This is a genomic window from Martinezella multihospitum, assembly GCF_900094585.1.
GTDB classification, from domain to species: domain Bacteria; phylum Pseudomonadota; class Alphaproteobacteria; order Rhizobiales; family Rhizobiaceae; genus Rhizobium; species Rhizobium multihospitium.
Genome location: NZ_FMAG01000008.1, coordinates 56,567 through 73,797, shown reverse-complemented (window position 1 = coordinate 73,797; position 17,231 = coordinate 56,567). Strand labels below are relative to the sequence as shown.

Genomic DNA, 17,231 nt, shown 5'->3' with positions numbered 1-17,231 from the left:
CGTTCGGAGATAGCAATCTCACCGGACGTATCAGGCCCATGCAAATGGGCCTGCAACACAGTTGCGCGAGAGCGGGAACACGGATCGTTACAGCCCGTGGCCCTTCCTTCGCCGATTGCATCAACATTGGTTCATTCAAGAGGTCTCAGTTTATGGACGTGTCAAAGGTCTCAAGGCGATCTGCCGTATTTCTGGCATTGGCAGCGATCGGACTGGCCGCCGCACCGGCAGCTTATGCGCAACAAGCCTCGCCGGCCGACGCCATTGTCGGCGTGTGGCAGGCGGACGATGGCAGCGTGAAGCTCGATATGTTCAAGGCGGGAACGGAATTCCGTGCACGCCTGCTTTACGGCAATCAATTGGTGGAAGCCGACAATGTCACCTTCAAGAAGGACGCGAAAAATCCCGATCCTGCCTTACGCTCCCGATCGATGAAGAATGTCGTGTTCATCACCGGCCTGCGCTGGAATGCGGGGAGTTGGACAGGTGGCTCACTTTACGACGGCTCTTCGGGCCGTACGTATAACTGCCAGATCACGATGCAGGGCGGTAAAATGAACCTGAGAGGCTATATCGGCATTTCCGCACTTGGCCAAACCAGGACTTTCCATCGGGTCGGCGCATAGCCCGCAATCATTGATTACCTGAACAAGCCACCGTCTTTTGCCAACCGAGGCGCCCCCAACAAATCGGTCGTGGTCAGGTGGTTTGGCGTCGGGCGGGTGCAGCATGAGGCTGTGCTCGCCCGATTTGCCCCTTGCCGCGGCCACGGAGACCGTTGGCCATGAACAGCCTGCCCCTAAACTGGTTGCTCGATTTCGGGCTGGCTGGCGTCGCAGCAACAAGCTTGCTCGAGAAATTCCTTCCCATCCTGCCATCATACGTCCTGTTCGTCTTTATTGGTCTAGCGACGGTCGACAATGCGCTGGATCTGTTCCGAACGGTTCTGATGGCCAGTCTCGGTTCTACCTTAGGCGCCGCAGGCTGGTATTTCATCGGCCATGTTCTCGGTGGATCGCGCTGTGAGGATATCATCGGCCGTTACGGCAGATTTGTCTTCCTGAGACCTGAACTCTATCATCGGCTGGCGGCTGCCTACCGGAGGAACCATTTTTGGGTGACGGTCATTGGTCAGACAATACCGACCGTGCGTATATATCTCGCCCTGCCGGCAGGCATCCTTAGATTGCCTTTGGGCTCATTCCTGCTCGCGACAGTGATTGGGACGCTTGCATGGAACACGCCTCTTATTGCCATCGGTTATCTGCTGCGCGACAGCGGCTGGGATCCAGTCGCCGCAGGTATTGCCGTCGGGCTATCGATGATGGGTCTGGAATTGCTGGTGGCTTTTCTGGTCGCCTATGCACGACGCCGCTCGGCCGGGAAGCAGTTTTCCTGAAGACGATGTCATCGAACATTGGCGTAATATGCAACAGCGATGGCATGTTCCGTCAATGATTGGGCGTTGGCGAGCTTATATTTGTGATCTTGCGAACAGAGAGGCTGATATGAGCAATACACGCAAGAAAACAGCGCTCGTGACCGGTGCATCCTCCGGCATGGGCAAGGAAATCGCCAAGCGCCTCATCAGCGATGGCTTCAGGGTCTATGTAGCGGCGCGCAGCGTCGACAAGATGCTGGATCTCGAACGCCTTGGAGCGCGCGCCCTGCAGATGGACGTGTCGGACGACGACGAGATCAAGGCAGCCGTGGGGATCATCCTGGCAGAAAGCGGCGGCGTCGATGTCCTCGTCAACAATGCAGGCTTCGGACTGTATGGACCGGTCGAAGATATCGCCATGGACGAGGCGAGATATCAGTTCGAAGTCAACGTCTTCGGGCCGGCTCGCCTCACTCAGCTTCTCTTGCCGGCGATGCGGCAGAGGGGGTCGGGTACCATCGTCAACATCACCTCGATGGGCGGCAAGATCTATACATTGCTCGGAGCCTGGTACCACGCCACCAAACACGCGCTCGAGGGCTGGTCGGACAGCCTGCGGCTGGAACTGGCCCCGTTCGGCATCGACGTCGTTGTCGTCGAACCAGGCTTGATCGAGACGGGATTTGGCGATGTGGTTGCTGACGGTCTTCTGAAGCGCTCCGGGGCAGGTCCCTATGCGAAGGTCTCGCAAGCTGTCGCCAAGACCACAAGGGCGACCTATGGCCATGGGCGCGGTACGGATCCGAAGGTGATCGCAGATGTCGTTTCGGCCGCGGTGCATGCAAGAAGGCCGCGGACGCGCTACGTCGCCGGCAAATATGCCAAGCCGATGATTGCGATCCGCAAATGGTTCGGAGATCGGATGTTCGATCGTATCATCATGAGCCAGATGCGCTAACATTCCCGCAGGCGGATGACAGACCAGCGTACTTCTGCGAGATCAGGCTTAGAGGACCCGACTGAGATGAGTGTGATGCCAGCAGACAAATGCAAGGTGCCGCAGGCCTTCTGGCGTGCGGTCGAGCGGATCGGCCTACCACCGTCCGCGGTTCTGCGTCAGGCCCGTTTGCCTGCCACATTGCACCTGGGCGAGAATGGCATGGTGACGACCTCCCAGTACTTTGCGATCTTCAGGGCGCTTGAGGAATTGGTGCCGGAACCTGCACTCGGACTTCGGCTCGTCCGCGAGGCAGACACGGCGGTTCATCCGCCATCCACCTTGGCCGCCTTTCACGCCAGGGATTATCGCGATGCACTTTACCGGGTCGCGCGCTTCAAGCGGCTCTGCACGCCCGAGCAGTTGAGTTTCCATGAGGAAAAAGGCGAGGTCTCGATCACAAGCAACTGGGTTTACGCGACCGAGCTTGAGCCCGGGATCGCCACTGACGTTGCCTTCGCCTTCCTAGTCGAGCTTGGTCGCCGCGGAACCGGCCAAGCCCTGACGCCGGTTCGGGTCGAGTTCATGCGCACTGGACCCAAAAGTGATCTGTATCAGCTCTTCTTCGGGTGCCCCGTCAAGTATGGTGCTCCGCAGAACAAGCTCGTCCTGAAATCGGCCGATCTTGACCGGCCGTTTCCGGGGCACAATCCCGAGCTGCTGGAAATCCTCACGCCAGCGCTCGCTGCCGCCATGGGTGAACTGCAGGCCCGCAGTTCCATTGGCGACCAGGTGAAAGTCGTCCTGAAGCGATCGCTTGCAAGCGGGCGTCCGGAGTTGTCGCAGATAGCGCAGGATCTCAATATGAGCGAGCGAACGCTGCAACGGCGCATCACCGATGAAGGCAAGACCTTCCGCGAGCTTCTGTCGGAAGCGCGCCAGGAACTCGGACGGCAACTGCTGTCCAATCCGTCCACCGACATCGACGAGGTCGCGTGTCTTCTGGGTTATCAGGATCGCAGTTCCTTCTATCGCGCGTTTCGCGACTGGGAGGGGCTGACGCCTCTGCAATGGCGCGAGCAGAACGGACCGGACGCGTCGCAATTCAATTCGCTGCATTGATATTGATACGGATCAGGCCCTGCATGCTCCCGCCGTGGCGGCGGGGCAGAGGCTATTTCCAGCTATCGAAGACAAATCCTTTGGCGCCCGCTGCAACACGATTGGCATCGTCTGCCACTGCGTCGGCATGCCGTCGCTGATACCTCAGGATGCCGGGAAATTCAAAGCAGCTATCAGTTCAAGGAGACTAAAATGTCTGGCAAAGTATGGTTCATCACCGGCGCATCCCGCGGTTTCGGTCGCATCTGGGCCGAAGCCGCTCTGAAGCGCGGCGACAAGGTCGTGGCAACGGCTCGTTCTCTCGAAAGTGTTGCCGACCTCAGCATTCAACATGGCGATGCAGTTCTGCCGCTTGCGCTTGACGTCACGGACCCCGACCAGGTTCGCAGCGTGATCGAGCGCGGTCATAACCATTTCGGCAGGCTGGACGTCGTCTTGAACAATGCCGGCTACGCGCTTGTTGGCGCCGTTGAGGAAACGGCTGAAGCCGACATCAAGGCGGAGTTCGAAACCAACTTCTTCGGGACACTGCGCGTGATTCAGGCGGCGCTGCCATTGCTGCGCAAACAGGGCAGCGGCCATATCATCGGCGTCTCCAGCGTCGCGGGCCTAGTCGCCAGCCCGATCGTCGGATTCTATCACGCCTCCAAATGGGCATTCGAAGCGTTGCATGAAAGCCTGGCGCAGGAAGTTGCCAGCTTCGGTATCAAGGTTACGATGCTGGAGCCCGGCGCCTATGCGACCGGCTTTGCCAGCCAGACCTCTCTCAAGATCTCGGCTGGTCTCGATACCTACTCGGATATCAGGGCCGGAATCTTCGCGCGCGCCGCCAGCATTGCCTTTGGCGATCCTGAGGCAACGGTGCAAGCTGTTTTGGCAACCGTCGACATGGATACCCCGCCGCTGCGGTTGTTCCTCGGCACCGAGGGACTTCCGGTCGTACGCGCGGCCTATGCAGCACGTTTGGCAACTTGGGAGGCCTGGGAAAGCGTCTCGAACGCGGCTCAGGGCGAGCCGAAGGTTCGGGAAATCGCTTCTCCGTGAATGCTACCGTCTTCGGGCATTTTGTCCGTGTCACACGCCTCAAGCGGCGACCCAAAACGGATCGTCGCTTGGGGCATTCTTGGACTTTGCGGGCGAGCCAGTTATCCAGTTATAAAGTGTGTCGGCATCACTTATATCCTGGTTGACGAAGTTCTCCCGGCGGATGGTCACGCTCTCGAAGCGCCGCATCCTCAGTTTGGAGAACGAGTAGGGCACCTCCTTCTCCGAGAAGGGAAAGGCTGGATAATCAAGCAATTGCGATCCTGCTTTCCCTTGTTCACCACGCACATTCGACGGACGACTTTGAAGAGGCGCGGATCGAATTGGCCGATCTCAGTTGCGATTTCGAGACGTCAGAGAGTCGCCGGGAGAAACTGCCAAGGGTTCGATGCCGGAGGATCGTACGACTGACTTCTCAAGGATGGCCTGATCTCAATGGATGATCTCGCATCTGAGATACAGAGCGTCCGCGACCGACTGGTTGAACTGTGCGATAAGCCCGAGCCAACATAGGAATTGGCTGTATCCGGAATAAACGAAGAAGCGCAATGGCGCTCAGGTTCGCCTCTGCAGACGATGGGACTCCGCAGTTCGAAGACGGCATCACGGACGAGATCGATTGCTGGGTGATCGGCTATCGCGACGAGTTTGGCTGGATCTATATTCTAGGTACATAAATGAGTAAGGCTCGTCGATCCGTAAAGGGGTGCGTCTCCGGTGAAAGGCCTCGGGTGATCCTGGCAGCGAAACCAGGTGTCCGTGCCGATCATGGAGATTGGCAATGGTGCAGGAACCATAATAATCTACCAGACAGCGTGTTTCAGCCGAATGGAGGACGCCCCGAATGGCCGGTTGAAGCTGGCTGCTGAATGGCAGCTATCCGCTGGGTTGGCCCTGAACCGGATAGTCTGCAATCGGCTCCTAAGCCATCATTCGGCTACCTCAGGAACTGTTTAAAGGCTGCCGGCGTCTACGGAGGCTTTGCGACAACGGCGACGACCAATCAGGCTCTATTCCGTGTTGGTGAACTGCAGGTCTGCGCCGCTCAGTTAGGAATGATGCCGATCGTCCGCAACCAGACTTCGCCTTGCACAGGCCAGCTCGTGATGGGTAACTCCGTCCGCCGGAACCCGAATGCATGGCCTCCATTTGCATATAGATGCATCTCTGCCGGGACGTGCGCCTTCCATAACGCGGCATAATAGACTAGCGATTGATTTACGCCATCCTCGTCGTCGTCTTCTGCCTGAACCAAGAACGTCGGCGGCGTCTGATTGGATACTGGAATATTCGGGTTCAGCCTCATGTCATCCCCCTTCGCAGGATGACCAGGATACTTCGCAAGATGTCCGGGATAGATTGGCATCGCGAAATCAGGCCGAGCGCTTTCATTGTCGGCGTTGTCTACCTTTGGATACAGTGGGCGGTCGAAGAGCGTGCTGATCTCCGCCACAAGGTAACCGCCTGCCGAGAATCCCAGAACGCCAACCTTATGCGGATCGATATGCCACTGCTCCGCATGATAGCGCACCATCCTCATCGCCCGCTGCAGGTCCTGCAAGGACGGCTCCGATATGGATAGATTGTCCGGGCGGCAATCGCATTGCCAGCTATATGGAGGACTGGGGACGCGATACTTCAGCAGCACGCATGTCATGCCTATCGAGTTAGCCCAATCACAGGCCTCGGTGCCTTCAAGATCAATCGCTAGAACCTGAAACCCTCCTCCCGGAACCACGACCACTGCCGCTCCTGTATTCTTTCCCTTGGGCAGGTAAACCGAGATCGTCGGACCAGTTACATTGGTGACGTTAGTATTTGGCTTACCCGCTACGCCTTTTGTCGTTATTGAGACGTCCTCCGATCCCGATACGGGCTGCGCATCTGGGACCGCTCCCGGCCAAAGTGCAATTTGCGTAACCCCCTCTGCGGGTTGCCAGATCATTGGTTTCGCCTGTGCGCTTCCACCTACGGCTACCAATCCCAAGATCACGCTCAATTGCTCCATGAAGCTCCGCACGGTCAGCAGTCGCATTCGCTTTTCCCTCCTAGACGCGCATTTCGAATAGAATCCGCTCGGGCCATCGCTCATTTCACAATCGAATCCGGACTGGCACGATATCAGCCAGCCGAAAATGACGGCTCCAGTTCGGGGATATCCTGAACTCTAGGCAGCTTGCGCTGACTTGGTATAGGTCAAATCCAATCACTCAACGGAAAGTGATTTAGAGGTGCGCGCCAATCTCGATGGCCGGTGTTGCCGCAAGCCGCAGCACTTCAAGCTGATGATGGCTTGCGCAGAAATCTGTCGGATGTCCGTGCATTTCGTGCTGGTCGGTTCTGGGCACTGCAAACATGTCTGCCGGGAATGTGCCGAAATCTGCGCCCAATGCGCGGAGGACTGCGAGCGGATAGGCGATGTGCCGAGCTGCTCGATACCTGCCGTCATCGCGCCGGGAGCTGCCGCAAAACGGCGTGACTAGGGGAGGGTATTCGCCTTCGTGCTGCCTGAATGAGAGGGGATATCGCTGGCAAGCGGCACGATGGATTCGGAGCGTAGCCTTGAGACGGACACTTTTCCTGAACATGTTCGGATTGCTCTGCGCCGTGGTAGCGGTTCTCATGACGGTGGTTCCGTCGCCGGCAGCCGAGGATGTCGTAACGCTTCGGCAAGCTGACATGAAGGCCATGGCCGCGGCGGCAAAGACGATCTCCGGCATGTTCAAGAATCCGGAAAGCTATAAGGCCGCCGAGTTCCAATCGGCGGCAGACACCATCCGCGACAGATCGGGTACCGTTCTCTCCAGCCACTTTGCATCGGAGACGATCAGCCCGCAATCAAAGGCTATGCCGAACATTCTTGAGGAGCACGAGCGGTTCGACCGCATCGCGAAAGACCTGCGCGACTATGCCGTCGCGCTCGACGCCGCCGCGCGGAATAACCCCGGACCGATGCCGGCCAGCATGCGCATGAAGCCCGGAGAAGCCATGGGCGGCGGCCCGTTCGGCACCCATGCCGGAAGCGAGCAGGAGCTGTCGGTTATGTCTGCGGAGCACATCTTTCACCCCATGCTGCAGACCTGCACGACCTGCCATGCGAGGTTCAGGGTAAGCCAGTGAGGTGCCGGACGATAGGGCCGGCTACTCGCTCCTGAATCCGTTGGCGGCCAGGCCGCGTCAATTGCAAGCCAATCATTTCATCGCGGGCGATATTCGAACACACCTCGTATTTGTGTGATCTACAGTTCTAATCCCATCAAGAGCTTGCAATAGACAAGTCCGTACTTAGGCGACGAAGCGAACCACGCCGCCATCGACGCGTAGAGCCGCGCCCGTGGTCGCGGAAGCCTGTTCGGAACATACGTAGACAATCATGTTGGCAACCTCATCGGTCGTGGCGAAACGCTGGATGAGGCTCGTCGGGCGGGCTGATTTCAGAAACGCTTGCTCGGCATCTTCCTGTGTGATTCCCTAGTCGTTAGCTTGCGCAGCCTTCCAGTTCGACAGGATCTATGATCTCGTCGGACCTGGAAGGACGGCGTTGACGGTAACCCCCATACCCGCACCGACTCCGCCAGGCCGCGGGAGACCGCAAGCTTCGTCGTCCCATAGTCGATCATCTCCTTGGGAATGTTGACGGCGGACTCGCTGCTGACGAAAACGACGCGACCCCAGCCCTGTCGCACCATCCTCGGCAAATGGTGCCGTGTCATGCGCACGCCGCTCATGACGTTGAGCTGGAAAATGTCCAGTCAGTCTTCATTGGTCGTGTCCGCGAAGTCTCTGAGCACTGCCGTTCCGACATTGTTGACGAGGATATCGGCGTCCGGCACCTGTCTGAAGAAAGTCGCCGCGCCCTCGTCGAGAGATCGGCGCCGATGCCCGATATGTCGCTCCCGGGAAAGGCCTGCCGCATCTCTGTGCAGCACGGCCTCATCGACCCGGGCATTCCCGTGGCCATTGATGACGACCGATGCGCCGGCACGCGCCAGTCCCTCTGCCGTGGCCCGGCCGATCCCTGCCGTTGACCCCGTGACGATGGCCTTGCGGCCCCAAAGTTCGATATTCACGTCATCGTCTCCAGCCGTAGATGGGCAAGATGATGAATTCACTGACATAGGCCGAGAGGGCTGATGCCCAGACAACGCGGCAGAGATGTCGGGCAAACATGCTTGGCCTGCCTTCATCGTCCGTGCGGATCATAACCCAGCCTTGACGGTCGCTCGGGCCAAGCCAGATCATCGTACATTCTTACCGCTCCTTCTTGAACAGGTCCTGGAAGATCAGCGGTGCCCAGCTTCGGCCGCGCGCTTGCACGAGCTGGCCGCCTTCGGCAATTTTGCCGAGGCTCACCGGCGCGTAGCCAAGCTGTTCGACCAGGGCAGCGACTGTCGAGGCCGCGCCTTCATCGTCGCTCGAGAGGAATATCACGCGAGGCCCACCCCTGACGGCCGGGTCTTCCGCAAGGAGGCCCGCAGGCAGATGATTGAACGCTTTGACCAGTCGAGCGCCGGGCAGGGCCTGGGCTATCACTGCGGAAGAGGGAAGGCCGCCTAGATCTTCGACAGGGACGCCAAACGCGTTCGTCGCGTCGATGATTATCTTGTCGTGCCAGTTCGTCAGGGCCTTGGCGACCCCGCGATGTTCCCAGAACGGGACCGCCAGGACGATGGTGTCGGCCTTGATTGCATCCTGCAGCGCCTTGGGCACGATCGTTGGCCCGATCGCGCGCGCCTGCGGCACGAGCGCCTCGGGTGGTCGCCGGCTGGCAACAGTCACTTCGATCTTCCGTCGGGCGAAGGCGAAGGCGAGGGCGAGGGCGAGGGCTTGGCCCACAGCGCCGAAACCGACGATCGCGTAGTTCATGGTGATTTTCCGATCCGTATTGATGTTGATTACCCCTGCCTTCTCGGTGCGGGGAGTTATCTCGCGAGACCTGCCGCATATCGGTCGGCTCCTTATCCTGGAACTATTTAGGGAGCGTGCGACTGGGTGCTATTCCCGAATTCTCGACATCGGTTGTGCAATTGTGCACCACCTGCAAACACCGGCCGGCAGGGCGGATTGCCGCGTTGCCTTCGTGTGGCTGTCCATCGTCTCCCCCGAGACGGGTGGTCGCGTCATTCGTTTGCGATCGAGCGGTTGCTTGTCAGTCGCTGGGAACGGCAAGGCCCGCGAGAAGTGGCGTATATGTGGAAAGCCTGCGGGAGAGGAATTCGGTGAAGAGCCGCACTCGCTTGGTCTTGCGCGTTTCGCCTTGCGTCAGAAGCCAGAGCGTTCCGTGCATGTGCAGGCGGGTGCCTGGAGCCCTGGCGAGCAACGGGTCGGCATCTCCGACGAAGCAGGGTAGCACCGTCATCCCGATTCCCTGCCGCAATGCTGCGAGATGCGCGCCGGCGTCGATTGTCCTGAAGGGAACCTTGGCGATCGGGATGTCACCCTCACGCGCCCAATCGGGTATGCCGTCGAATTTCTTGATGACCCAGCGGACGCGCTCATGCATGCCAGCGCGCCAAGCGTTGAGGAGATCGCGCGATATGTAGACAGCCCCGAATAGATCCGGCCCTTTCAGCCCATGAAGATTGAGCGGAAGGGTGCTGCGATTGTAGACGACACGGATGGCGACGTCGGCTTCCCGGTTGGTCAAATTGACGGGTTCGTCGGACGACACTATCTCCATCTCGATTTCGGGGTGAAGTCGCGCGAAGTCGGCGAAGTCCGGCATGAGAAGGTGTGTCGCGAGGATCGGTGACAGTGTCACCCGCAACGGCCCGCGCACGCTCTGGTCGCGTCCAAAGACACGCGTTGCCAGCCGGTTCGACGACGCCTCCATTTGTTCGGCAAACTCGAGAACTTCTTCTCCGGCTTCAGTCAGCCGATAGCCAGAGGGTAGTTTCTCGAACATCTGCGCACCAAGATGCTCTTCCAGTTGGGCGATGTGCCGCAGCACCGTTGCGTGATTGACCTCAAGACGCTCTGATGCCGCCCGAACCGAGCCTTCCCGCGCGACAGTCAGGAAATAACGGATGTCATCCCAATCAGTCATCTATTCGTTCCATGGCTCAGTCTCATGGAATGCCTACACGGTGTCCTTGATATCGAAGCGGGTGATCTTGCCGTTTTCCATGTGAAAGATGTGCATGACCGTCTTGTCCTTCAACCCATGCGTCTGACCCGTTAGCGGCTGGCCTCTAAGATCGAACACGGACTGGATCACTTCGACAGCGACGACACCGTCATCGGTTGTCTGAATTGCAACCGGTTCGACGTGTGGGCTGATGATCGCCCATTGCCGTGTCCAATAATCACGCACAGCCTCACGTCCATTGACGTGGCCTCCCTCCATGCCGTTTGCCCAGACAACATCATCAGCAAGCTCGATAAGCACTCCGTCGATATCTCTCGCGTTAAAGCGGTCGTAGATGCGTTTGATCAGTTGAGTATGAGTTTCCGACATATCGTTTCCTCACGATGGATTGAAAAGGACCCTTGGGTGACGCCGAGGCGAGCTTGTCAGCGCCAATGAAACTACATATGTACATATATAGTTTTTGGTCAACCACGGGCAAGGAGATAAGCGGAAGATGAAAAAAGACGTGCTTTCTACGCCGGGGCATCTCATCATCCTTGCGGCGCGGGGGTTTGCCCGTCTCAGCGAGGCACGCCTGAAGCCCCTTGGGTTCGGCGTCGGCCAATTGCCGGTGTTGGTCGCGCTGCAGAATGGCAAGGCAAGCACGCAACGCGATCTTGCCCGTTTCGCCAAGGTCGAACAGCCGCCGATGGCGCAAATGCTCGCTCGCATGGAGAGGGACGGTTTGATCCGACGAACGCCGCATCCGGAGGATGGCCGAAGCAGCCGCATCGTCCTCACGAAAGCTGCGCAGGCCCGTATGCCTGACGCAATTGAAACCCTGTTCAAAGGAAATCGTGATGCAATGGATGGGTTTTCGCAGGAAGAATCGACACAACTCGTCGCCTTGCTCACCCGGCTGATCGCAAATCTGGATCAGATCACTGGTACGGAGCCATCGTCGCAGACATCGTAGGCTTTAAACGAGGCTTACGATTGCGCTTTCGACGTCCTATGGCCGGCTGCTTAAGCTAAGACTTGCTCGCGGTTGATAGGTATTCAACCATCCATCGTCCCGCCGGGCCTAGTCGCTGATCAGCTCGATATGCCGCACCCATGGCGAGATGGATGAGACGAGCATCGAAGTCAGCCGGGCAAATCGTCTTCAACCGCCCTCGCGCGATATCATCCTCGACGAGATGCGAGGGCATGTTCCCCCATCCAAGACCCGACAACAACATGGAATACTTCGCGCCAAGATCGGCCAGGCGCCAAGTCTGGCCCGACAAGACACCATAGTCCCGGCCGGCGGTCATTGACGACCGGTCCGTCAGCACGAGCTGGACATAGCGCTGCAACTCATATGTCTCGATGGGGCGATCGAATTCGGCTAAGGGATGGTTTGGGGCAACCACCGGGATCAGGTCGACGGTCAACAGGGGAAAGCGTTTCAAGACGGGCCTGTCGGCGAAAAGTAACTGGAATAATCCGATGGCGCAGGTCCCGTCGAGCAGGAGTTCCGCGGCGGCACCCAACGGCTGCACATAGACGCGCGGTGTGACCGTCGGGAATCTCTCTGTAAATGCTTCCAGAGCGGCTGCGACCGACGGCATCGGAAACATTGAGTCCAGCACGATGGCGAGTTCGGCTTCCAGTCCGCTGGTCAGGCCTTTCGCAGAATCACGAAAAGCGTTCGTCTCTTCTGCGATACGCCGCGCCCGCAACAGGAGCGTTCGGCCTGCCTCGGTCAATGTCGCTCGGTAGGCAGTCCGATCAAATAGCGGCACATCGATCTGCGCTTCAAGCTTTTGTATGCCGTAGGTCACCGCTGACTGCGCGCGATTCAATCTCTTCGCGGCCTTGGAGAAGCTGCCCTCGTCGACGACGGCAAGGAAGATATAGATCTGATCGAGTGTGAGAGCATCCATCTTCTGATTTGTAGATCAAGATAGACTAAATTTCATCGGTTTTTTTGAATCAAGCAATCTCTTAGTGGTTCCTGAGCAGACAACACCTCTCACGCTGCCAAGGCCCCCAACCATGTTCAGGAGATTTGACAATGGCAACGAACAACAATGAAACGGCCGCGCTGGCCCCGACGACATATTTCATCAAATTCAAGGTCAAGCCGGGCAAGAACGCCGATTTCGAGAAAGCTATCGGCGAGGTGATGGACGGGGTTCGCGAGAAGGAGACGGGCAATGTGTATTGCGACCTGCTCCGCTTTCCCGAGGACCACCAGACATACGCGATTGTCGAGCGCTTCAAGGATGTCGAAGCAAGCGCAATACATGCCGAGGGCGAGCACATAGAGACGTTCAAAGCCGCTATCCTGAAGAACGACCTGCTGGACGGCCCTCCGGAGGTGCAGGACCTTGCGTTCATCCGCTCAAAGTAGACGTGACGCGAATGACGACGCTCGCCACGTCCACACCCAAGACCCCATCGATGACTCATATCCTGGTGCTGCTGTCCAGCCCGCGCGGCGAAGCCTCGGTATCGACGCGGTGGCGAACCTGCCTATTGACCGGCGGACGTCTGAACCGGACACGACGCTTGATATCCGTGATCTTGCGGCCGCGGCGCAGGTCGATGAGTTGAGAACCGCCGTCTTGTTCGACTCAGCTGGATCGTTTGCGCACCACCGTTGTGCAAACGTCCGCACTGAATATCCGACACCCCAGTCCTTACTTCAAGCTCCTCGGAACCGTCGCCCCGTCAATCGCTCCGTCCACCGAACAAGGAGGGCTGGATGCGCGTAGGTCAACGCCCGCAAAGGTGGCGAGGTCTTCGTTTCCGGATGATTGAGAAACGCAAATTGAAGGAAGCAGCATGTCAAGACTAGAAGGCAAAGTTGCCGTTATCAGCGGCGGAACCAGCGGCATCGGACTTGCGATTGCCGAGCGGTTCGTGAAGGAGGGCGCGTATGTCTTCATTTTCAGTCGTCGCCAGGAAGCGCTCGATGACGCGGTGAAGCTCATCGGCGGCAACGTCACTGCCATTCAGGCCGACGCAGCCAAGCTTACCGATCTCGATCGCGTCGTCGAGATCGTGCGCAAGGGGAAGGGTAAGGCGGACGTGGTCGTATCCAACGCCGGCTTCACCGAGCAGGTGCCGTTGCGCGAGATCACCGAAGAGCATTACGACCGCACATTCAACCTGATGGCCAAGGGACCGCTGTTCCTCACACAGAAGATGCTGCCCCTGATGAAAGACGGAGGGTCCATCATCCTCGTGGCCTCTGCGATCCACTATATGGGCTTGGCGAACCATTCGGCCTATGCGGGCGCCAAAGCGGCCCTACGCTCATTTGTCCGTACCTGGGCGGCCGAGTTCAAGGACAGCGGTATTCGCGCGAACCTCCTGAGCCCCGGCCCAATTCCCACGCCGATAATGGAAGGTCAGGCGAATACACCAGAGGAGCTTGCCGTGCTCCACAAGCACTATGCCTCCTACGTTCCGATGCTGAGGCTCGGGCGTCCCGAGGAGCAGGCGGCGGCAGCCGTCTTCCTCGCCTCGGATGAGAGCGCGTTCATGACGGGCTCCGACATGCTCGTCGACGGCGGCATCAGCAACATCTGAGAAAAGTCATCCCGGCACCGGTCTTCCAAAACCGGTGCCGGCGCGCACGCCCATGCCCCGGATGTGCGAGGCAAGTCAGTAAGATGCGTTTGATGCAGTCGACACACCGTCGAACCGGCGTCTGGTTAGCATCAGACCCTATCGCCGAGAGCGCAGCATCGACAGAAGTGCCGCCAATATGGGGCGGATCTGTCTCCTCGACGGATAGTAGAGATAAAAGCCGGGGAAGGGCGGCGTCCACTCCTCGAGCAGGCGAACAAGGCGGCCGTCTTCCAGATAGGGGGCGGCCTCGTGGTCGAGAATGAATGCAACTCCCAGCCCATCTAGAGCCATCTGCAACATCAGATCGGGTTCGCTTACGGTAAGAGGACCAGTTACCGGCACGGCCACTTCTTGCCCCAACCGTTCGAATTCCCAGGCGTAAATCGCATTTGCCGCGATCATGCGATAATTTATGCATCGATGCCGCATCAAATCGTTGGGATGTGTGATCGCTTCGAATTGGGCGACGTAATGGGGCGTGGCGACCACTGCCATGCGCAGTTCCGGCCCCACCTTCAAGGCAATCATATCTTGCTCGACCTTTTCGCCCAAACGAATCCCGGCATCCAGGCTGTCGGCAACGATATCTCGATATGCGTAGTCGATGCTAATTTCGACCATCGCTCTCGGGTAAGCCGCGAGAAATCCTGGCAATATGGGTCGGATCACAGCCTCGTAGGCTTGACGCGTAAGAGTGAGGCGCAATGTCCCCGAAACACGGTCACGGCTTTCCTCGAGAGTCTCCAGTGCGGTTCCAATGTTTTCCAGCGCGGGCTTGAGGATTTCAAGCAGCTCATCGCCGGCTTCCGTCGTTGACACGCTACGGCTGTTGCGCTGTAGAACTCGATAGCCGAGCCGGGTTTCGAGACGCCGGATCGTATGGCTGAGGTTTGATGTTGATGTCTTCAGGGAGGCCGCGGCCTTCGTAAAGCTGCGGGACTGCGCGACGACGGCAAAAGCCGCGAGATCATCGAGGCTTACACCGAGATCATGTAATTTCATTCAATGCCCCTTTCGATACATCCTATCTAATAAAACAATTGGTCAGTTGCTACCTCTCTATCGATCAACGATGGAGATAAGATCATGATCGACAGGAACGCCGTTTGGCTCATCACCGGATGCTCGCGTGGACTTGGCCGTGCCTTGGCCGAAACGGTTCTTCGGGGCGGTTACCGCGCTGTGATTACCGCCCGCCGTCAAGCCGACGTGGCGGATATCGTTGAGCGCTATGCGGATACCGCGTTGGCGCTCGAATTGGATGTGACCCAAAAGAACCATATAGACGCGACTATCGCGATAGCGACCAGCCATTTCGGTAGTGTGGACGTGCTGGTCAACAACGCCGGTTATGGCTATCTCGCTGCAATCGAAGAAGGGGATGACGAGGATGTTCGAGCCCTGTTCGAAACGGATCTTTTTGGTCCGCTGAACCTGATAAAAGCCGTTCTCCCGGGAATGCGGGCGCGTCGTAAGGGGCAGATCGTCAACATCACATCGATTGGTGGCCTCCTAACCTACCCGGCGGTTGGCTACTACCACATGGTAAAGTTTGGCTTGGAAGCCCTGTCGGACACTCTTGCGAAAGAAGTGGCACCGTTTCAAATCGGCGTCACCGCGGTTGCGCCAGGCGCTTTCCGGACGGACTTTCGCGGACCAGACTCCATGAAACAATCTGCGACGATTATCGATGACTATGCCGAAACGGTCGGGAAGGTTCGCACCGGCACCTTGGCGGGTCACCGTAAACAGATAGGTGACCCAATCCTCGGAGCTCGTGCAATCGTCGAAGCCATCGAGGCTGCTAATCCCCCTGTTCATCTGATTATCGGCGGTGACGCCTTGGATCAATTCCGGGCGAAGTTAGAGAGTTACCGTCGCGAGACCGATGCTTGGGAGAATGTGACGCGTAGCACCGACCTCCACGATCCTTCCTGAGGACTGAAGTGCGCTCGTATGACCCATAGCCGATGGAAATTCGACGTGAGGCCGCTATCCGACTGTCCGGTTTCGGGCGAGCAAATCGGAAAGGCGGCCGCCGACTTCATCCATACGCTCCTTGTTGATTCCCGCCAGAAATAGTCAAAATGCCTATTTTGCAGCGACCTGCGTCTATGCCAATAAAATTTTGAAATACTTGGCTTTTCCTCACGCGAGCAGGCGAATTCCAAGCGTGGCGAAATGGGACAAATCGAGGCAATAATCAATACGCACGAAACCTGTCCACCCTTTTCTGCCGAGCAGGCGCCTCATCGGCCAAGATATTCTTGGCAAGCGCGTCGTCTGCTCGGCCTCGGCCTAAACTGGCAGCCTCTCAGGCTGGACCAGATTGTCTTTCGTCTTTGTCACGCTTCCCCTTTATCAGTAGGCACGTTTGCATGAGACGGCGGACGCCCACGGCCAGACGCCATGGCCTTCTTCTTCGGCCCCGGCAACAGGCCCTCACGCTGCGCCTGCTTACGGGCAAGCTTGCGGGCGCGACGGATCGCCTCGCTCTTTTCGCGGGTGCGCTTTTCCGATGGCTTTTCATAGGCGCTGCGGGCCTTCATTTCCCGAAACACGCCTTCGCGCTGCAACTTCTTCTTCAGGACGCGAAGCGCCTGTTCAATGTTGTTGTCTCTGACCAGAACCTGCAAAGTGTCTCCTTCTCAGCTCGCGCTGCGCTTATTTCTTTGTACGGATCGAATTCGAGTTGATCCAACTCGAATTCGACGTTTGCGGTTTCTCGAGTTGGTATGTCGAAAGCGGCGATGGGGACGCCTCAAAGTCGATATCATCCTGACGGATGCTTCGCTCGTAGTTTTCGTTTTGGAAGCGGACGCGATAGTGAGCAACACCCTGTGAGACGGGTAGGACGGACACGATGCTGCCGGCGCCAACGGGTTGGGAGTTTCCAAAAATTCCAGGCTTCAGGACAATATTGTCGCCCGGCCGGTAACGACCGTGTGCCATGTCATTCTCTTCTTCAAATGAAAAACAAAAGGCCGGGAAGTATCCCGACCTTCCTAGGTCATGGTTTCAGCGCGTCCAGATATCCGCGGTAGCGCAGAGCC

General features: G+C 58.1%; 20 protein-coding genes and 2 pseudogenes. 12 read left to right on the top strand and 10 right to left on the bottom strand.

Features of this window, described 5'->3' with window-relative positions; all coding sequences use genetic code 11:
• Positions 1–38 precede the first annotated feature (38 nt).
• From GA0061103_RS27070 to GA0061103_RS27050, 5 genes are all read left to right on the top strand, one after another.
• Positions 39–626, top strand: a complete 588-nt coding sequence (locus GA0061103_RS27070) for a DUF2147 domain-containing protein (RefSeq protein WP_245304879.1) — start codon at positions 39–41, stop codon at positions 624–626.
• Positions 627–784: 158 nt separating this feature from the next.
• Complete coding sequence (locus tag GA0061103_RS27065) at positions 785–1,399, top strand: DedA family protein (protein ID WP_092716660.1); 615 nt, start codon at positions 785–787, stop codon at positions 1,397–1,399.
• Between the two features lie 109 nt (positions 1,400–1,508).
• Positions 1,509–2,339 (top strand): oxidoreductase, encoded by an 831-nt coding sequence (locus GA0061103_RS27060; protein ID WP_092716658.1) that lies wholly within the window; start codon positions 1,509–1,511, stop codon positions 2,337–2,339.
• A 66-nt stretch (positions 2,340–2,405) separates the two neighbouring features.
• Positions 2,406–3,440: an AraC family transcriptional regulator gene (locus GA0061103_RS27055; RefSeq protein ID WP_092716656.1), complete on the top strand. Its 1,035-nt coding sequence runs from the start codon at positions 2,406–2,408 to the stop codon at positions 3,438–3,440.
• Between the two features lie 192 nt (positions 3,441–3,632).
• The gene (locus tag GA0061103_RS27050; protein WP_092716654.1) at positions 3,633–4,484 is read left to right on the top strand and encodes an SDR family NAD(P)-dependent oxidoreductase; all 852 of its coding nucleotides are present in this window, start codon (positions 3,633–3,635) and stop codon (positions 4,482–4,484) included.
• Positions 4,485–4,523: 39 nt separating this feature from the next.
• On the opposite strand, the gene GA0061103_RS27045 is transcribed toward GA0061103_RS27050, so the two are convergent.
• Positions 4,524–4,739 (bottom strand): hypothetical protein, encoded by a 216-nt coding sequence (locus GA0061103_RS27045; RefSeq protein ID WP_092716652.1) that lies wholly within the window; start codon positions 4,737–4,739, stop codon positions 4,524–4,526.
• A 293-nt stretch (positions 4,740–5,032) separates the two neighbouring features.
• Between GA0061103_RS27045 and GA0061103_RS35585 the strand changes: the two genes are divergently transcribed.
• Positions 5,033–5,161, top strand: a complete 129-nt coding sequence (locus tag GA0061103_RS35585) for a hypothetical protein (protein WP_280949804.1) — start codon at positions 5,033–5,035, stop codon at positions 5,159–5,161.
• A 368-nt stretch (positions 5,162–5,529) separates the two neighbouring features.
• Here GA0061103_RS35585 and GA0061103_RS27040 read toward each other — a convergent pair whose 3' ends face one another.
• On the bottom strand, positions 5,530–6,519 hold the full coding sequence (locus GA0061103_RS27040; RefSeq protein ID WP_208603571.1) for an alpha/beta hydrolase: 990 nt from the start codon (positions 6,517–6,519) through the stop codon (positions 5,530–5,532).
• A 229-nt stretch (positions 6,520–6,748) separates the two neighbouring features.
• Here GA0061103_RS27040 and GA0061103_RS35475 point away from each other — a divergent pair.
• A pseudogene (locus GA0061103_RS35475) lies at positions 6,749–6,963 on the top strand (four-helix bundle copper-binding protein); the annotation flags it as partial.
• A gap of 107 nt (positions 6,964–7,070) precedes the next feature.
• Positions 7,071–7,604: a cytochrome c gene (locus GA0061103_RS27030; RefSeq protein WP_425349554.1), complete on the top strand. Its 534-nt coding sequence runs from the start codon at positions 7,071–7,073 to the stop codon at positions 7,602–7,604.
• A 165-nt stretch (positions 7,605–7,769) separates the two neighbouring features.
• Here GA0061103_RS27030 and GA0061103_RS35470 read toward each other — a convergent pair whose 3' ends face one another.
• The 5 genes and pseudogenes from GA0061103_RS35470 to GA0061103_RS27010 all read right to left on the bottom strand — a co-directional run bounded on the left by GA0061103_RS35470 (position 7,770) and on the right by GA0061103_RS27010 (position 10,941).
• Positions 7,770–7,895 (bottom strand): SDR family oxidoreductase, encoded by a 126-nt coding sequence (locus GA0061103_RS35470; protein ID WP_245304888.1) that lies wholly within the window; start codon positions 7,893–7,895, stop codon positions 7,770–7,772.
• A gap of 23 nt (positions 7,896–7,918) precedes the next feature.
• Positions 7,919–8,554, bottom strand: a pseudogene (locus GA0061103_RS27025) (SDR family oxidoreductase).
• 181 nt (positions 8,555–8,735) lie between these two features.
• Positions 8,736–9,350 (bottom strand): NADPH-dependent F420 reductase, encoded by a 615-nt coding sequence (locus GA0061103_RS27020; RefSeq protein WP_092716651.1) that lies wholly within the window; start codon positions 9,348–9,350, stop codon positions 8,736–8,738.
• A gap of 283 nt (positions 9,351–9,633) precedes the next feature.
• A complete protein-coding gene (locus GA0061103_RS27015; protein WP_092716649.1) occupies positions 9,634–10,530 on the bottom strand; it encodes a LysR family transcriptional regulator in 897 nt (298 codons plus the stop codon).
• Between the two features lie 33 nt (positions 10,531–10,563).
• Positions 10,564–10,941: a nuclear transport factor 2 family protein gene (locus tag GA0061103_RS27010; RefSeq protein ID WP_092716648.1), complete on the bottom strand. Its 378-nt coding sequence runs from the start codon at positions 10,939–10,941 to the stop codon at positions 10,564–10,566.
• A gap of 127 nt (positions 10,942–11,068) precedes the next feature.
• On the opposite strand from GA0061103_RS27010, the gene GA0061103_RS27005 reads away from it, so the two are divergent.
• The gene (locus tag GA0061103_RS27005; RefSeq protein ID WP_092716646.1) at positions 11,069–11,530 is read left to right on the top strand and encodes a MarR family winged helix-turn-helix transcriptional regulator; all 462 of its coding nucleotides are present in this window, start codon (positions 11,069–11,071) and stop codon (positions 11,528–11,530) included.
• A gap of 55 nt (positions 11,531–11,585) precedes the next feature.
• Here GA0061103_RS27005 and GA0061103_RS27000 read toward each other — a convergent pair whose 3' ends face one another.
• A complete protein-coding gene (locus tag GA0061103_RS27000) occupies positions 11,586–12,482 on the bottom strand; it encodes a LysR family transcriptional regulator (protein WP_092716644.1) in 897 nt (298 codons plus the stop codon).
• A 131-nt stretch (positions 12,483–12,613) separates the two neighbouring features.
• Between GA0061103_RS27000 and GA0061103_RS26995 the strand changes: the two genes are divergently transcribed.
• Positions 12,614–12,952, top strand: coding sequence for a putative quinol monooxygenase (locus GA0061103_RS26995; protein WP_092716642.1), 339 nt, complete (start codon positions 12,614–12,616; stop codon positions 12,950–12,952).
• 434 nt (positions 12,953–13,386) lie between these two features.
• On the top strand, positions 13,387–14,136 hold the full coding sequence (locus GA0061103_RS26990; RefSeq protein WP_092716641.1) for an SDR family NAD(P)-dependent oxidoreductase: 750 nt from the start codon (positions 13,387–13,389) through the stop codon (positions 14,134–14,136).
• A 138-nt stretch (positions 14,137–14,274) separates the two neighbouring features.
• Here GA0061103_RS26990 and GA0061103_RS26985 read toward each other — a convergent pair whose 3' ends face one another.
• The gene (locus tag GA0061103_RS26985; protein WP_092716639.1) at positions 14,275–15,180 is read right to left on the bottom strand and encodes a LysR family transcriptional regulator; all 906 of its coding nucleotides are present in this window, start codon (positions 15,178–15,180) and stop codon (positions 14,275–14,277) included.
• Between the two features lie 84 nt (positions 15,181–15,264).
• Between GA0061103_RS26985 and GA0061103_RS26980 the strand changes: the two genes are divergently transcribed.
• Positions 15,265–16,116, top strand: coding sequence for an oxidoreductase (locus GA0061103_RS26980; protein WP_092716637.1), 852 nt, complete (start codon positions 15,265–15,267; stop codon positions 16,114–16,116).
• Positions 16,117–16,523: 407 nt separating this feature from the next.
• Here GA0061103_RS26980 and rpsU read toward each other — a convergent pair whose 3' ends face one another.
• Positions 16,524–16,814 (bottom strand): 30S ribosomal protein S21, encoded by a 291-nt coding sequence (gene rpsU, locus GA0061103_RS26975; RefSeq protein WP_092716635.1) that lies wholly within the window; start codon positions 16,812–16,814, stop codon positions 16,524–16,526.
• Positions 16,815–17,231 lie beyond the last annotated feature (417 nt).

Excerpts from the sequence above, each read along its gene's own strand:
- GA0061103_RS27070 (WP_245304879.1), top strand. The coding sequence starts at position 39 with ATGCAAATGGGCCTGCAACACAGTTGCGCGAGAGCGGGAACACGGATC.
- GA0061103_RS27065 (WP_092716660.1), top strand. The coding sequence starts at position 785 with ATGAACAGCCTGCCCCTAAACTGGTTGCTCGATTTCGGGCTGGCTGGC.
- GA0061103_RS27060 (WP_092716658.1), top strand. The coding sequence starts at position 1,509 with ATGAGCAATACACGCAAGAAAACAGCGCTCGTGACCGGTGCATCCTCC.
- GA0061103_RS27055 (WP_092716656.1), top strand. The coding sequence starts at position 2,406 with ATGAGTGTGATGCCAGCAGACAAATGCAAGGTGCCGCAGGCCTTCTGG.
- GA0061103_RS27050 (WP_092716654.1), top strand. The coding sequence starts at position 3,633 with ATGTCTGGCAAAGTATGGTTCATCACCGGCGCATCCCGCGGTTTCGGT.
- GA0061103_RS35585 (WP_280949804.1), top strand. The coding sequence starts at position 5,033 with ATGGCGCTCAGGTTCGCCTCTGCAGACGATGGGACTCCGCAGTTCGAA.
- GA0061103_RS27040 (WP_208603571.1), bottom strand. The coding sequence starts at position 6,519 with ATGCGACTGCTGACCGTGCGGAGCTTCATGGAGCAATTGAGCGTGATC.
- GA0061103_RS27030 (WP_425349554.1), top strand. The coding sequence starts at position 7,071 with ATGTTCGGATTGCTCTGCGCCGTGGTAGCGGTTCTCATGACGGTGGTT.
- GA0061103_RS27020 (WP_092716651.1), bottom strand. The coding sequence starts at position 9,350 with ATGAACTACGCGATCGTCGGTTTCGGCGCTGTGGGCCAAGCCCTCGCC.
- GA0061103_RS27015 (WP_092716649.1), bottom strand. The coding sequence starts at position 10,530 with ATGACTGATTGGGATGACATCCGTTATTTCCTGACTGTCGCGCGGGAA.
- GA0061103_RS27010 (WP_092716648.1), bottom strand. The coding sequence starts at position 10,941 with ATGTCGGAAACTCATACTCAACTGATCAAACGCATCTACGACCGCTTT.
- GA0061103_RS27005 (WP_092716646.1), top strand. The coding sequence starts at position 11,069 with ATGAAAAAAGACGTGCTTTCTACGCCGGGGCATCTCATCATCCTTGCG.
- GA0061103_RS27000 (WP_092716644.1), bottom strand. The coding sequence starts at position 12,482 with ATGGATGCTCTCACACTCGATCAGATCTATATCTTCCTTGCCGTCGTC.
- GA0061103_RS26995 (WP_092716642.1), top strand. The coding sequence starts at position 12,614 with ATGGCAACGAACAACAATGAAACGGCCGCGCTGGCCCCGACGACATAT.
- GA0061103_RS26990 (WP_092716641.1), top strand. The coding sequence starts at position 13,387 with ATGTCAAGACTAGAAGGCAAAGTTGCCGTTATCAGCGGCGGAACCAGC.
- GA0061103_RS26985 (WP_092716639.1), bottom strand. The coding sequence starts at position 15,180 with ATGAAATTACATGATCTCGGTGTAAGCCTCGATGATCTCGCGGCTTTT.
- GA0061103_RS26980 (WP_092716637.1), top strand. The coding sequence starts at position 15,265 with ATGATCGACAGGAACGCCGTTTGGCTCATCACCGGATGCTCGCGTGGA.